Origin of the sequence: Streptomyces iconiensis (assembly GCF_028657195.3) — a bacterium.
Taxonomy (GTDB): Bacteria; Actinomycetota; Actinomycetes; order Streptomycetales; family Streptomycetaceae; genus Streptomyces; species Streptomyces iconiensis.
This window is the reverse complement of record NZ_JANCPR020000022.1, coordinates 93,300-106,513: the sequence shown is the minus strand read 5'-3', so window position 1 is coordinate 106,513 and position 13,214 is coordinate 93,300. Positions and strand designations below refer to the sequence as shown.

At 68.9% G+C, this 13,214-nt stretch carries 11 protein-coding genes and 2 pseudogenes; 8 read left to right on the top strand and 5 right to left on the bottom strand.

What is annotated here, in order from left to right; genetic code table 11:
* The first annotated feature begins 58 nt into the window (after positions 1-58).
* From NMN56_RS22405 to NMN56_RS22400, 3 genes are all read left to right on the top strand, one after another.
* Entirely contained in the window at positions 59-1,267 is a 1,209-nt protein-coding gene (locus NMN56_RS22405) for an amidohydrolase family protein (protein WP_274040926.1), read from the top strand.
* A gap of 92 nt (positions 1,268-1,359) precedes the next feature.
* Positions 1,360-1,512 carry a hypothetical protein gene (locus tag NMN56_RS43300; protein ID WP_430542678.1) on the top strand — a complete coding sequence of 51 codons (153 nt, stop codon included), beginning with the start codon at positions 1,360-1,362 and terminating at the stop codon, positions 1,510-1,512.
* Between the two features lie 33 nt (positions 1,513-1,545).
* Positions 1,546-2,403: an IS630 family transposase gene (locus NMN56_RS22400; protein ID WP_430542677.1), complete on the top strand. Its 858-nt coding sequence runs from the start codon at positions 1,546-1,548 to the stop codon at positions 2,401-2,403.
* Between the two features lie 612 nt (positions 2,404-3,015).
* On the opposite strand, the pseudogene NMN56_RS22395 reads toward NMN56_RS22400, so the two are convergent.
* Positions 3,016-3,827 (bottom strand): annotated as a pseudogene (locus NMN56_RS22395) (IS481 family transposase); the annotation flags it as partial.
* 85 nt (positions 3,828-3,912) lie between these two features.
* A complete protein-coding gene (locus NMN56_RS22390) occupies positions 3,913-4,278 on the bottom strand; it encodes a VOC family protein (protein WP_274040927.1) in 366 nt (121 codons plus the stop codon).
* 96 nt (positions 4,279-4,374) lie between these two features.
* Here NMN56_RS22390 and NMN56_RS22385 point away from each other — a divergent pair, with 96 nt between their 5' ends.
* Positions 4,375-5,340 (top strand): helix-turn-helix transcriptional regulator, encoded by a 966-nt coding sequence (locus tag NMN56_RS22385; protein ID WP_274040928.1) that lies wholly within the window; start codon positions 4,375-4,377, stop codon positions 5,338-5,340.
* A 546-nt stretch (positions 5,341-5,886) separates the two neighbouring features.
* Here NMN56_RS22385 and NMN56_RS22380 read toward each other — a convergent pair.
* Together NMN56_RS22380 and ychF are read right to left on the bottom strand one after the other, a co-directional pair.
* Positions 5,887-6,278 (bottom strand): annotated as a pseudogene (locus NMN56_RS22380) (transposase); the annotation flags it as partial.
* Between the two features lie 559 nt (positions 6,279-6,837).
* Positions 6,838-7,926, bottom strand: a complete 1,089-nt coding sequence (ychF, locus tag NMN56_RS22375) for a redox-regulated ATPase YchF (RefSeq protein ID WP_274040929.1) — start codon at positions 7,924-7,926, stop codon at positions 6,838-6,840.
* Positions 7,927-8,123: 197 nt separating this feature from the next.
* On the opposite strand from ychF, the gene NMN56_RS22370 reads away from it, so the two are divergent.
* Positions 8,124-8,840: a DUF6542 domain-containing protein gene (locus tag NMN56_RS22370; RefSeq protein ID WP_274040930.1), complete on the top strand. Its 717-nt coding sequence runs from the start codon at positions 8,124-8,126 to the stop codon at positions 8,838-8,840.
* A 134-nt stretch (positions 8,841-8,974) separates the two neighbouring features.
* On the opposite strand, the gene NMN56_RS22365 is transcribed toward NMN56_RS22370, so the two are convergent.
* The gene (locus NMN56_RS22365) at positions 8,975-9,991 is read right to left on the bottom strand and encodes a 4-hydroxy-3-methylbut-2-enyl diphosphate reductase (RefSeq protein WP_274040931.1); all 1,017 of its coding nucleotides are present in this window, start codon (positions 9,989-9,991) and stop codon (positions 8,975-8,977) included.
* A gap of 171 nt (positions 9,992-10,162) precedes the next feature.
* Between NMN56_RS22365 and NMN56_RS22360 the strand changes: the two genes are divergently transcribed.
* Genes NMN56_RS22360 through NMN56_RS22350 form a run of 3 tightly spaced genes read left to right on the top strand, consistent with a single transcriptional unit; the run spans position 10,163 to position 13,098 of the window.
* The gene (locus NMN56_RS22360) at positions 10,163-11,569 is read left to right on the top strand and encodes an APC family permease (protein WP_274040932.1); all 1,407 of its coding nucleotides are present in this window, start codon (positions 10,163-10,165) and stop codon (positions 11,567-11,569) included.
* Positions 11,570-11,616: 47 nt separating this feature from the next.
* Positions 11,617-12,831 carry an exodeoxyribonuclease VII large subunit gene (gene xseA, locus NMN56_RS22355; RefSeq protein WP_274040933.1) on the top strand — a complete coding sequence of 405 codons (1,215 nt, stop codon included), beginning with the start codon at positions 11,617-11,619 and terminating at the stop codon, positions 12,829-12,831.
* A 9-nt stretch (positions 12,832-12,840) separates the two neighbouring features.
* Complete coding sequence (locus tag NMN56_RS22350) at positions 12,841-13,098, top strand: exodeoxyribonuclease VII small subunit (RefSeq protein ID WP_274040934.1); 258 nt, start codon at positions 12,841-12,843, stop codon at positions 13,096-13,098.
* Positions 13,099-13,214: the final 116 nt, after the last annotated feature.

Genomic DNA, 13,214 nt, shown 5'->3' with positions numbered 1-13,214 from the left:
TGATACAGTCTGACGCAGGCCACTCTGTACTGAGCAATACAGTCCGCGAGGAGGAACTGTGAGTCGGTTCGCGGTTACGAACACACGAGTCTTCACCGGGACGCACATAGCCGACGCCTCGGTGGTCGTCGTCGAGGACGGGACGATCGCCGCGGTCGGCCACCAGGTCCCCGAGGGTGTGGAGAAGCTCGACGGCGGGGGCGGGACCCTGCTGCCGGGTCTGATCGACGCCCACACCCACACAGACGAAGACGGTCTGCGCACGGCCCTGCGCTTCGGCGTGACAACCGAGCTGGACATGATGTCGGTGCCGGACGTGATGGACCCGGTGCGGAAGAAGGTGCAGACCGAGTTCGATCTGGCCGACGTCCGCACCGCCTCGTGGGGCCTCGCCCACCCCGACGGACATCCTCACCAACTGCGGCGCGGCCTGGACGACCCGGTGTGGCCCACCGCCACCGTCCCGAGCGAGGCGCCTGCCTTCGTTGAGGGGCGCCTGTCCGAAGGTGCGGGCTACATCAAGATCATGGTCGAGGACGGCACCGCGTTCGGCACGTCGCTGCCCGTGGTGCCGCCCGAAGTGGTCGCCGCGACTGTCGAGGCGGCTCATGAGCGCGGGGTGATGGCCCTGGTCCACACTCTCAGCGCCGCGGCTGCACGGGTGGCCGTCGAGGCGGGCGCGGACGGCGTGACCCATCTGCACTATGACGAGGTCATCAGCGACGATCTGATCACCCGGATGCGCGAACAGGGCATGTTCGTCATCACCACCCTGGCCGTCACCGCCTCCGGCGCCTCCGACGGCGCCGGCCCACGCCTGGCCGCCGACCTGCGTGTGGCATCCCGCCTGAACGCGGCGTGGCGCGACAACTTGGGGCGCGAGTTCGCCTGGAACGCCCACTTGCCCAACGCCCTGCGTTCGGTCGGGCTGCTCCACGCCGCCGGCGTCGAGGTCCTGGCCGGTACTGATGCGGCCCACCTCGGTGCCCCGGGCCTCGCTCACGGCGCCAGCCTGCACGACGAGCTACGCCTGCTCGAGGCCGGCGGGCTGAGTCCGGTCGAGGCGCTCACTGCGGCGACACGGCGTACCGCTGACCGGTTCGGCCTGACCGACCGCGGGCGGATCGAGCCAGGCGCCTCGGCGGACCTGGTGCTCGTGGACGGTGACCCGACCTCGCAGCTCTCCTCGACGCTCAACACCCGCGCGGTGTGGCGTCGGGGGCACCGCCTGGCACCGGCCGACGTGACGGGAGGGCATGATGCCTGAGCGCTCGCTGGTTGACGTCCATGCCCGCTTCACCACCTCGCACTACATCTATTTGATCAGGAGCGGTTCAGGTTCTGGGCCGTTGGAGGGGTGTGAGCGATCTGGTGGGGGATGCGCGGCGCCTTTCGCCGTCGGCGCAGGAGGCCCTGCGGCTGCGGGCGGTGGCCGCGTTGGTGGCGGGGCGGGACCGTGAGGATGTGGCGGCGGTGTTCGGGGGGTCGCTGAAGGCGGTGGACAACTGGTGAGCGAAGTGGCTGTCCGGCGGGCGCGAAGCGCTCGTGGCCCAGCCGCGTGGACGCCGGGTCGGCGAGCATCAGGTTCTCGATGCGGTCGAGCAGCAGGCGATCCGGCAGGCTGTACTGGATCACCGTCCCTGTGACCTGGGGCTGGCGGGGCAGCTGTGGACGCGCGCCGGCGTGGGGGACCTGATCGCGAAGCTGTACCGGGTGCGGCTGACCGAGCAGGGAGTGGGCAAGTACCTGCGCCGGTGGGGGCTGTCGTTCCAGCGCCCGGACAAGCGTGCCGTCGAGCAGGCCGCGGAAGCGGTCCGCGTCTGGCGGGAGGAGACCTGGCCGGCGATCCGCGCGCAGGCGAGGGCCGAGGGTGATGAGGTGCTCTTCGCCGACCAGGTCGGCATCCGTTCCGACCAGGTCACCGGCCGCACCTGGGGCGCCAAGGGGTGTACCCCCGTCGTGCGCCGCTCGGGCAACCGGTTCTCGGTCAACGCGATGTCCGCGATCAGCACGAAGGGCCGTATGCACTTCATGGTGTTCACGGAGATCTTCGACGCCGAGGTCATGTGCCGCTTCCTGGACCGTCTCGCGGGCCACTTCGACCGCAAGGTGCACCTCGTCGTGGACGGCCACTCCGCGCACCGTTCCCGCAAGGTCCGCGCCTGGCTGGCCGATCACCCCGACCGCATCGAGCTGCACTTCCTGCCGTCGTACTCACCGGAGCTGAACCCCGACGAGCTGGTCAACGCCGACCTCAACCGGAGCCTTCCGATGCACAGCCGGGCCCGCGACCAGGCCCAACTCGCCACCGAGACCCGCAGGTTCTTCCACCGCCGCCAACGCCAGCCACACATCATCCGCGGCTACTTCGACGGCCCACACGTCCGCTACACCCTCGAATAGAACTCTTTGAGTTTCTGATCAATACTGCCGACTTGCTGGCTCCCTTCGCCATGCACGGACCTCTCGTCCGCTCGGACTACTACGGAGCCTCCGCCCCATCCCACGCCTTCGACAGACGACGCATCTATCCCACCGACCCGGATGGATTCCGGATCCAGGGAGCGACGTGGGACGGTTCCCGTGTTCACGGTGAATCGATCGATCAGTCCGGCATCCCGCTTTGCCCCGGCAGCATCGCCACGGTTACGCCGCAGGCTTTCACCGTGACCTCCCCACCGACACGCCAAGTCGGCTACGGAGTCAGTCCGTTCCGGGAGCGGACTGTGCACTGCAACCCGGCCCATATCCACCAGATTTGAGCCGGTGCCACGCTTACGGAGCTTTGCCACTGGTTCCTCTCGTATGCCCTCTGATCTCGCTCGCCGGACCCGGCCCGTCTGGTAGTTCCGAGCCGTCCCGGCTTTGTCAGCGCTGCTTCCCGCCCTCCCCGGCGTCTCCCGGGTCAGACTGCGCTCAGGTCCCACCAGACTGCTGCGACAGCCTGGCGAGGAGGTCTTGCACCTCCTTCGATTCACCGCGCCTCACGGCGCACGAGCGCCTCGTGGCGCACTGGAAGCGCTCGACCTTCCCGTTGGTCTGCGGACGATAAGGGCGCGTGAACTGCGCGCGATAGAGAGGGTTTCGCACGTGTCGCGCCACAGGTAGGACCGGTAGGCACTTCCGTTGTCCGAGAGCACCCTCTTGATCGTGACGCCGCGCGCGGCGAACCATTCCACCGCGCGATGCAGCACACTGACTGCAGTCACGGCCGTCTCGTCATCATGGACCTCGGTGCAGGCGACGCGGGAGTAGTCGTCGATGACGGTGTGCACGAACGCGTATCCGAGCTTCGGGCTGCCGTAGGCGTTGCGTGACTTGCCCGGAGTCGCGACGCGGTGCTTCTCGCCTTGGCGGCGACCGACATAGCGCCAGCCGCCGCCGTGAGGGATGTTCCCGAGCTTCTTCACATCTACGTGCACGAGCGACCCGGGATGGTCATGCTCGTACCGGCGGACGGGCTCACCAGTCGCGCGATCGACGTAGGCGAGCCGGTTCAATCGGGCCGATCGCAAGATTCGGTGCACGGTCGACGGGGCGATGCCGAGTCTCGCGGCGAGTTGGACCGGCCCTTCGCGCAGGCGCAGTCGCAGGCTAACGCACCGCTTCGTCACAGTCTTGGGTGTCTTGGTCGGAGACCTCCGGGGGCGCGAGGACCGATCCTGCATTGGCTCGCCTCCAAGGTAGCGGTCGGTCCAGCGCTTTACGGTTGGCCAGGACACCTGGAATCGGGCCGCGACTTCGCTGATTGACCAGCCGTCGTCAACGACGAGTCGAGCTACTTTCAGCCGGTGGCGCGGGGTAAGGGTGGCATTCGGGTGTGACAGGACTGAGCTCCTGGGCAGGCTGAAGGGCCGGCCATCGCGTGTGGCCGGCCCTTCGGGGGAACATGGTGGGAGGGGTCCGTTCAGGTCAGTCGACCGGGGATACCCGGATGAGATTGCCGTCGGGGTCGGTGATGACGAAGGTCCGGCCGAAGACAGCATCATGCGGCTCCTGCACAACGTCGACTCCCTTCGAGACCCACCTCGTGAAGATCTCGTCGACCGCCTCCGGTGGCCCCGGCACCATAAGCCCAACCTCGGTCGTACGAGGGAGGCTTGGGACCGCGTCTTCGCCATAGCCCGTCCACAACGCGAACAGGACACCGGGGGCAGCTTCGAAGGCGACGTAGTGGGGACTGGTGAAGGTCGGTTCGATCTCAAACAGGTCGCCGTAGAAGGCGGTGGCGGCCTTGGCGTCGCGGACGCCGATCAGGAACAGGTTCGGTGCGGGCATGGAGCGCTCCTCTACTCGTTGATTTCTCGTGCCAGCACCTAGTGGATCGCCCCATCGCGACAGAACCTGTCACCTTTTCTGCGAACATGGGTCAGCATGAAGGCGTCACGGCTCCTGCAGCTCCTGCTGCTCCTGCAGACCCGTCAGCGCCTCACGACCACGGAGCTCGCCGCGCGTCTTGAGGTGTCTCGGCGGACAGTGCTGCGGGATGTCGAGGCGCTGTCGACAGCAGGTGTGCCCGTCTATGCCGAACGCGGGCGGAACGGCGGGATCGTACTGCTGCCCGGTGCACGGCTCAACGCATCCCTTCTGGAACCGTCAGAGCTGGAGGCCCTGTCGGTTGCCGGGTTGGACAGTGCACAACGTGAGCGAATGGGCCTTTCTGCAGTGTGGGAGTCGGCCGGGCGCAAGATCGCCGCCCGCCAAGCTGCGGCACCCGAGTCGCTGGGTCCGCTGCGGCTGGCAGACCTCGTGCTTGTCGACAGCACCGGGTGGTTCGCGGCTCCCGAGGCAGCGGTAGATGTATCGGATCTGGCTTCGGCGCTGCGACACCGACGACGCCTTCGGATCCAGTACCGGCGCGGTGCCGAGAGCCAGGCCTCGATACGGGTGGTCGACCCGTACGGACTCGTGGCGAAATCAGGTCGCTGGTATCTCGTCGCTGATGACCAAGGCGAAAGCCGGCTGCTCGCTCTGGAGCGTCTGTCGGCCTTCGAACAGCTCGAGGCACCAGCAGTGCTCCAACCGGACGAGACTCTCCGCACCAGATGGACCGCGTTGAGGAATCGCACCGAGGGGCAAGATCGCGTGAGCGTGACCATCCGCCTGCCGGCAAAGGGCCTCGACCTGGCTCGGCGCATCCTCGGCACCCGCATCCACCACGTCTCCGACCCGAAGAACTGCTTGTGCGTCGTCGTCGTGCGCTACCCCGACATCGAGTCGGTGCGTCAACTCCTCCAGTTCGGCGATCACATCGAGGTGCTCGCCCCGGAGGCGGCCCGCGCGCGCATCAGTCAGCTCGCCAGGGACCTGGCTGACAGACACTCAACCCCCGCATCGTGATTGCGATCCGAGCCCAGATCGCAATCAACGTCCCCGGTCAGTACACCTAGTGGCCGCCGCACCAGGACGAGCCACTGACTACGTGTCCTCCGCCGGTAGTCCGTCGATGGATCTTGCTTAAGTTCTTCTGCCGGGGTTCCGGTGCCGCCTCGTGGTCCGAGGCTGGAACCACTGCTGCTGGACGATGACGAGCGCGCTGTGCTGGAGCGCTGGACCCAGCGGGCCAACTTCGCCCAGGCGTTGGCGTTGCGGGCGCGGACCGTGCTGGAGTGTGAGAGACGTGACGTTCCACCCTGTGGTCGAGGGGGCACGGCATCTGCGGTTTTCCGCAGACACGGTCCGCAAGTGGCGGCGGCGGTTCCTCGCCGACTGGCTGGACGGTCTGGCCGACGAGCCCAGGCAGGGCCGACCGCCCACCGTCAAGGTGGACCAGGTGGAGACGGTCGTGGTCGCCACGCCGGAGGGGAGCTTCCCAAGAACGCCACCCACTGGCCGCGCAAGTCGATGGCGGACCGCAGTGGCCTCTCGGAATCGCCCGGATCGCGGGGGGTCTTTGTGGGTGCCGTAGTTGTCCATGATCAGGTGGACCTGGGGATGCGCGGGAACCTCCTTGTCGATCCGGACCAGGAACTTCTTGAACTCCGCTGCCCGGTGCCGGCGGTGCAGGGTGGCGATGACCTCGCCGGTGGCGACATCGAACGCGGCGAACAAGCTGGTCAGGCCGTTGCGGACGTAGTCGTTGGTGCGCCGTTCGGGCATTATCGGCAGTACGGGCTGTGACCGGTCCAGGGCCTGGATCTGGGATTTCTCGTCCGCTGAAAGAACCACCGCGCCTTCGGGCGGGTTGAAGTACAGGCCGACGACTCGTAGACCTTCTCCACGGGCAACGGGTCCGTGCACAGCTTGAAGGTGTCCGCAAGGTGTGGCTTGAGCAGGAACTTTCCGCCAGATCCGGCCGACCGTGCAGCACCACCCCGTCACACTCCTGACCTGCAGATCAAACAAGATCGTAGTTTTCCTCGATTACAACCAACCACCCGGCCGTGCCCCGTCCCGGGCCGTTCCCATCTGCGGCGCGCCCCGCCGGGGACTCGAACCTGCGGCCACGGGAATCGCTCACATGGAGCCGTACGCCGTGCACCCCCGCGCGCATGCCGACGGGGCGGGGGCCGGGCATGCCCGACGGCAACACGACTACGGGGCCGACAGCGGCCCCGGGACGCCGTTTCTGCGGGGTGCGGGAACCGCGGCCGACGAGGGGCTTATGACGGCGGATTCCGGGGCTGGCTACCCGCCCAAAACTGACGCCCCGTCAATTCGAACCAGCGCACAACCAGCAACCGTACGGATAACGACGGGTGACCAGAGGTGACGACGTATCAGTTTCACCAGCGCCCAACCAGCGACCGGAACCGCAGCGGGGTGAGCCCCGAAATGGGATCACCCCGCTTGACCTGCTGGTTTGACTAGCCGCGGATGGTCCGCTATCCGCGCCCGCTACACATTGAAGCGGAACTCCACCACGTCCCCGTCCCGCATCACATAGTCCTTGCCCTCCATGCGGGCCTTGCCCGCTGCGCGGGCTTCGGGGACCGAGCCGGTGGTGACGAGGTCGTCGTAGGAGATGACCTCCGCCTTGATGAAGCCGCGCTGGAAGTCGGTGTGGATGACGCCGGCCGCCTCGGGGGCCGTGGCGCCGCGGGGGATCGTCCAGGCGCGGGCTTCCTTGGGACCTGCGGTGAGGTAGGTCTGAAGGCCGAGGGTGGTGAAGCCGACGTGGGCGAGGGTGGCGAGGCCAGGCTGCTCCTGGCCGACGGTGTGGAGGAGTTCGAGCGCTTCGGCCTCGTCCAGTTCGGCGAGGTCGGCCTCCAGCTTGGCGTTGAGGAAGACCGCCTCGGCGGGGGCGATGAGGGCGCGCTGCTCGTCCTTGAAGGACTCGTCGGTCAGCTCGTCCTCGTCCACGTTGAAGACGTAGATGAAGGGCTTGGTCGTCAGGAGGTGGAGCTCGTGCAGCGGGGCTGCCTCCTCCGTACCCTGGGCGAGGCCGGCGGAGAAGAGGGTGCGGCCCTCGTCGAGGATGTCCTTCGCCGCCTGGACGGCCTTCAGCTGCGGCTGCTTGTCCTTCTTGACCCGCGCCTCCTTCTCAAGGCGGGGAAGGACCTTCTCGATGGTCTGGATGTCGGCGAGGATCAGCTCGGTGTTGATCGTCTCGATGTCGTCCCCGGGCGAGATCTTTCCGTCGACGTGGACGACGTTGTCGTCCTTGAACGCGCGGATGACCTGGCAGATCGCGTCGGACTCCCGGATGTTCGCGAGGAACTTGTTGCCCAGTCCCTCGCCCTCGCTCGCCCCGCGCACGATGCCCGCGATGTCGACGAAGTCGACGGTGGCGGGGAGGACGCGCTGCGACTGGAAGATCTCCGCGAGCTTGTCCAGGCGGGGGTCGGGCACGCCCACGACGCCGACGTTCGGCTCGATGGTGGCGAACGGGTAGTTGGCCGCCAGCACCTCGTTCTTGGTCAGGGCGTTGAACAAAGTCGACTTGCCGACGTTCGGCAGGCCGACGATTCCGATCGTGAGCGACACGTGGCGACTACTTCCCGTTTCCCGTAGAGGGGGCGATGCGACGGCGTTTTCCGTCGCACCCCAGTCTACGGGCGGCCCTTCGCGCTCCTCTCCGCCGGTGACGGGACGGGGGCGCCCGGTGGAGACCAGGGGCGTGATGGGGGGATGTCGCGTGTCCATGACGCCGGGTGGTCCCGCGTACGGCCTACCGTGGCCCGGTGGAGCAACGCAGCGCGCGCACGACCGAACAGGACCAGCGGGGTGCCCGGGAGGCCGGGCAGGTCAGGGCGGCACGCAGGCCGGAGAGACCGGACGGCGAGCCGCGGCTGCCGGCGCCCGCACGGACAGCCGGCGCTCCGGACCCGGGCCGCCGCCGCGGCGGCGGCGACAGGCCGGACGGACGTGACCCGAGCGACCGGCGCGACCGGCGTGACCGGGGGAACAGACCCCGCGCCTCGGAGGGCGCGCGCGATCCAGGGCCCGGAAAGCGGCGTCCGGTGCGAACGACGGGCCCGTCGCTGTCCCGGCTGCCGGCCCCCCGGCTGACCGGGCTGGGCACCGGAGTCTTCGCGACGCTGCTGATGATCGCCGCGGGCGGCCTTGAGGGACTGCTGTTCGACGGGGCTCCCGCCTTCTACGGCACCGTCTTCGTGCTGGTCTGCGTCGCCTCCGCGCTGTGGGTACGCCCCAGGGAACTGTTCGCGGCACCTGTCGCCGCGCCGCTGGCGTACACGATCGGCCAGTTCTTCGCCGGCGGGCCCGGGGACGGGGTGAGCGGGGTGCTCCAGAACGTCTTCACCAGCCTCGCCCTGCACGCCGTCTGGCTCTACGCGGGCACCCTGACGGCAGCACTGCTCGTGCTCACACGAAAGGCGGTGCTGGGCGTCCTCCGCAGAAGAGCGAAGAACGCCCAGCACCGCCCCAGGAACCCTTAGCCGCCCGGAAGCCGTAGCCCCCGGCAGCTCATGGCCCGTACCCCGTACGGCCGGAACACCACCGGGCGCGCGGCCAGTTGGTGTGCGTGACCGGTTGACCGGTCACGCATGCCGACCGCCGGGCGCGTGACCGGTCAGGCGTGTGCCGGGTCCGTCGCCTGGGCCGCCTCGGTGCGGTCCGTGGCCTTGGCCGCCTCGGCGCGCAGGTCGCGGCGCAGCTCCTTGGGGAGCGAGAACTGCATGTGCTCGTCGACCGGCTTGACGATCTCGACGTCCTCCCAGCCGCGCTGCGCGAGCCACTCCAGGACGCCGTCGACCAGCACCTCGGGCACGGAGGCACCGGAGGAGAGGCCGATCGTCCCGACGCCCTCCAGCCATGCCTCGTCGATCTCGTCGGCCGAGTCGATCAGGTGCCCGGCGTCGGCCCCATGGGTGAGGGCCGTCTCGACCAGCCGGACGGAGTTGGAGGAGTTCTTGGAGCCCACGACCAGCACGAGGTCGGCATCGGCCGCCACCTGCTTGATGGCGGTCTGGCGGTTCTGGGTGGCGTAGCAGATGTCGTCGCTGGGCGGCGAGAGGAGGTTGGGGTAGCGGCCCTTGATGGCGTCGACCGTCTCCATGGTCTCGTCCACGGAGAGGGTGGTCTGGGAGAGCCAGACCACCTTGTCGGGGTCGCGGACCTCGACGTTCTTCACGTCGTCGGGGCCGTCGACGAGGGTGATGTGCTCGGGCGCCTCGCCGCTGGTTCCGACGACCTCCTCGTGGCCCTCGTGGCCGATCAGGAGGATGTCGTAGTCCTCGTTGGCGTAGCGGACCGCCTCCTTGTGGACCTTGGTGACAAGGGGGCAGGTGGCGTCGATGGTGGCGAGTTTGCCGCGTTCGGCTTCCTCGTGGACGACGGGGGCCACGCCGTGTGCGGAGAAGATGACGATCTCCCCCTCGGGCACCTCCTCCGTCTCCTCGACGAAGATCGCGCCCTTTTTCTCCAGGGTCTTGACCACGTACTTGTTGTGCACGATCTCGTGGCGAACGTAGATCGGGGCGCCGTACTGCTCCAGCGCCTTCTCGACGGCGATCACGGCTCGGTCCACACCGGCGCAGTAGCCGCGCGGGGCGGCGAGGAGGACTCGGCGGGCGGGCGTTGCAGTCATGCGTCCATCGTAAGGGCGCGGGCGAGCGGCACGAGAGCCACCTTCGGGCGAAGGACACGCGACACGGCGTACGGCACGGGTCGGCGCGTGCGCCGGTTCGTTCCTGTGCCCGTGTGCGCCGGTTCACGGCGGTCCACTGGTGGGGCCGTACTTTGCGGCAAGCTGGTCGGCATGCCTGGAGCTCGCGCACGCACATCGGCATTCGCAGGAGACGGTCCCGAGGGTCCCGAGGACGGCGGTCTGAGGCCCAGCCTCAGCCTGCGCGACCTGATCGTCTACGGTCTGCTGTTCATCGCCCCGATGGCCCCCGTCGGTATCTACGGCGCGCTCGACGCGCGGAGTCACGGCGTGGTGCCGCTGGTGTACGCGGTGGCGACGGTGGCCATGTCGTTCACGGCGTACTCGTACGCACGCATGATCCGTACGGTGCCGCAGGCGGGCTCCGTCTACGCGTACGCGCGTGCGGGGCTCGGGGACGGCGCGGGGTTCGTGGCCGGCTGGATGATGATGCTCGACTACCTGCTCATCCCGGCGGTCGCCTACTTGTTCTCCGGCATCGCCATGGCGCAGCTGGTGCCCTCCGTCGACCAGTGGATCTGGACGGCGATCGCGGTGGTGCTCACCACGGCGCTCAATCTGTCGGGGGTGCGCAGGGCGGCGGTCGTCGGCTTCCTCGTGCTGGCGATGGAAATCGTGGTGCTCCTGGTGTTCATCGGTGCCGCAGTGGTGGTGCTGGTGCAGGAGGGGCCCGAGCGGGACTGGCTCAGCCCGCTGACCGGGGACCGGGCCTTCTCGATGACGGCGCTGCTCGGTGCCGTCTCGGTCGCCGTGCTCTCCTTTCTCGGCTTCGACGCCATCGCGAACTTCGCCGAGGAGGCGCTCGGCGGCAGGGGAGAGCGCGCCACGAAGGTCGCGCGTGCCCTGGTGTGGTGCCTGCTCGTGACGGGCGTCCTCTTCTTCGTCCAGACGTACCTGGCCGCGCTGCTCTCGGCCGACTCCTCACGCGAGCTGGCGAAGGACCCGGCGGCGCAGGGATCGGCCTTCTATGTGGCCGTCAATGCGGCCGTCGGCAGTTGGCTGGAGACGACGGTGGCGGTGAGCAAGGCGATCGGCGCGGCCTTCGCGGCGCTGGCGGGGCAGGCCGCTGCCTCCCGGCTGCTGTTCGCGATGGCCCGCGACGGACGGCTGCCGCGCGTGCTGGGCCGGACGAGCCCGCACACGAAGGTGCCGAGCAGGGCACTGCTGGTGAGCGCCGTGCTCACGCTGTGCGCCGCCGTGTGGGCGGCGCGAGCGGCGGACGGGCTGGACCGGCTGGTGTCGATCGTCGACATGGGCGCGCTGACGGCGTTCGGCATGCTGCACCTGTCGGTCGTCGGCTACTACGGGCTGCGCAGGGGCGACAGCGGGCACCGGGTGAGCGTCCTGCGGGACTGGGTGCTGCCGCTGGCCGGGCTCGCGATCATCGTGGCGGTGATCGTCACCGCCAACTCCGAGGCCCACTGGATCGGCCTGGGCTGGCTGGTGATCGCCCTCGTGGTACTGGTCGTCCTGCGCAAGCGCCACGTCAAGGGCGTGTGAGCCCGGCGCCGGAACGGGCTGTCGGTGGCAGGGCCTAGCCTTCCCGTATGGCTCTCACCACGTCCGCAGAGGCACCGATCCCCGTCAGCGAGGTCTCACGGCTGATCCGTGGATGGATCGACAGGCTCGGGGCCGTCTGGGTCGAGGGGCAGATCATCCAGCTGTCCCCGCGCCCCGGCGCGGGGGTGGTCTTCCTGACGCTGCGTGACCCGTCCCGTGAGGTCTCCCTGAGCGTCACCTGCTTCCGTCCCGTCTACGAGCAGGTCAAGGACGTGATCGGCGAGGGCACGCGCGTGGTGGTGCACGCGAAACCGGAGTGGTACGAGAAGACGGGACGGCTCTCCCTGCGCGCCGCCGAGATCCGGCCCGTGGGGGTGGGCGAACTCCTCGCGCGTCTTGAGCGGTTGAAGAAGGCGCTGGCGGCTGAGGGACTGTTCGCGGCCGAACGCAAGAAGCGGCTGCCGTTCCTGCCGCAGCGCATAGGGCTGATCACCGGGCGGGCCTCGGACGCTGAGCGGGACGTGCTGCACACCGCGCGGGAGCGCTGGCCTGCGGTGCGCTTCGAGGTGCGCAACACGGCGGTGCAGGGGGCGTACGCCGTGCCGCAGATCATCGAGGCGCTGCATGAGCTGGACGCGCGCACGGATGTGGACGTGATCATCGTGACGCGGGGCGGCGGCGGGATGGAGGATCTACTGCCGTTCTCGGACGAGCGGCTGGTGCGCGCCGTCGCAGCTGCCCGCACACCTGTGGTGTCCGCGATCGGGCACGAGGCGGACGCGCCGCTGCTCGATCTGGTGGCCGATCTGCGTGCCCGCACACCCACGCACGCGGCGAAGGACACCGTTCCTGATGTGGGCGAGGAGCACGAGCGCGTGCGGGTGCTGCGGGAGCGGGCCTGGCGGGTGATCAGCGGCAGGCTGGAGCGCGAGGAGCGGGGGCTGGTCGAGGTGATGAGCCGCCCGGTGATGGCCGATCCGCACACGATGGTCGAGGACAGGGAGGACGACGTGGCGGCGCTGCTGGACCGTACGCGGCGGGTGCTCGACCACAGGTTGGCGCGCGCGGAGGACGAGCTGGCACACACCCACGCGCGCGTCGTCGCGCTGTCGCCGGCGGCGACGCTGAAGCGCGGGTACGCGGTGCTCCAGCGCGAGGACGGCGGGGTCGTGCGGGACGCGGAGGAGGTCGCCGGGGGCGAGGCGCTGCGGGCGCGGGTGGCCGAAGGAGAGTTCGGCGTCACTGTCACTCCCCGTGCGTAGGCTGAGCGTATGACGACGGAAACGGAAGCCGCGCCCGCCGACTCCTCCCTCAGCTACGAGCAGGCGAGGGCCGAGCTGGTCGAGGTCGTGCAGCGGCTGGAGGCCGGCGGCTCCACGCTGGAGGAGTCGCTGGAGCTGTGGGAGCGCGGCGAGGAACTGGCGGCCGTCTGCCGCGCCTGGCTGGAGGGCGCGCGTGCTCGGCTGGACGCGGTGCTGGAGGAGGAAGCGGGGGACGACGGCGAAGCGGACGAGGACGAAGAAGACTAGGGGGATAAGGGGGACGAAGCGGACGACGGGGAGCCGGGGTGACACATGGGCCGAGTGGGACGTACGCCACCTACCGCCATGGTTCAACCTTGAACAAGTGGTAGCTACACTTATAC

Excerpts from the sequence above, each read along its gene's own strand:
- NMN56_RS22390 (WP_274040927.1), bottom strand. The coding sequence starts at position 4,278 with ATGCCCGCACCGAACCTGTTCCTGATCGGCGTCCGCGACGCCAAGGCC.
- NMN56_RS22385 (WP_274040928.1), top strand. The coding sequence starts at position 4,375 with ATGAAGGCGTCACGGCTCCTGCAGCTCCTGCTGCTCCTGCAGACCCGT.
- NMN56_RS22365 (WP_274040931.1), bottom strand. The coding sequence starts at position 9,991 with ATGACTGCAACGCCCGCCCGCCGAGTCCTCCTCGCCGCCCCGCGCGGC.
- NMN56_RS22360 (WP_274040932.1), top strand. The coding sequence starts at position 10,163 with ATGCCTGGAGCTCGCGCACGCACATCGGCATTCGCAGGAGACGGTCCC.
- xseA (WP_274040933.1), top strand. The coding sequence starts at position 11,617 with ATGGCTCTCACCACGTCCGCAGAGGCACCGATCCCCGTCAGCGAGGTC.
- NMN56_RS22350 (WP_274040934.1), top strand. The coding sequence starts at position 12,841 with ATGACGACGGAAACGGAAGCCGCGCCCGCCGACTCCTCCCTCAGCTAC.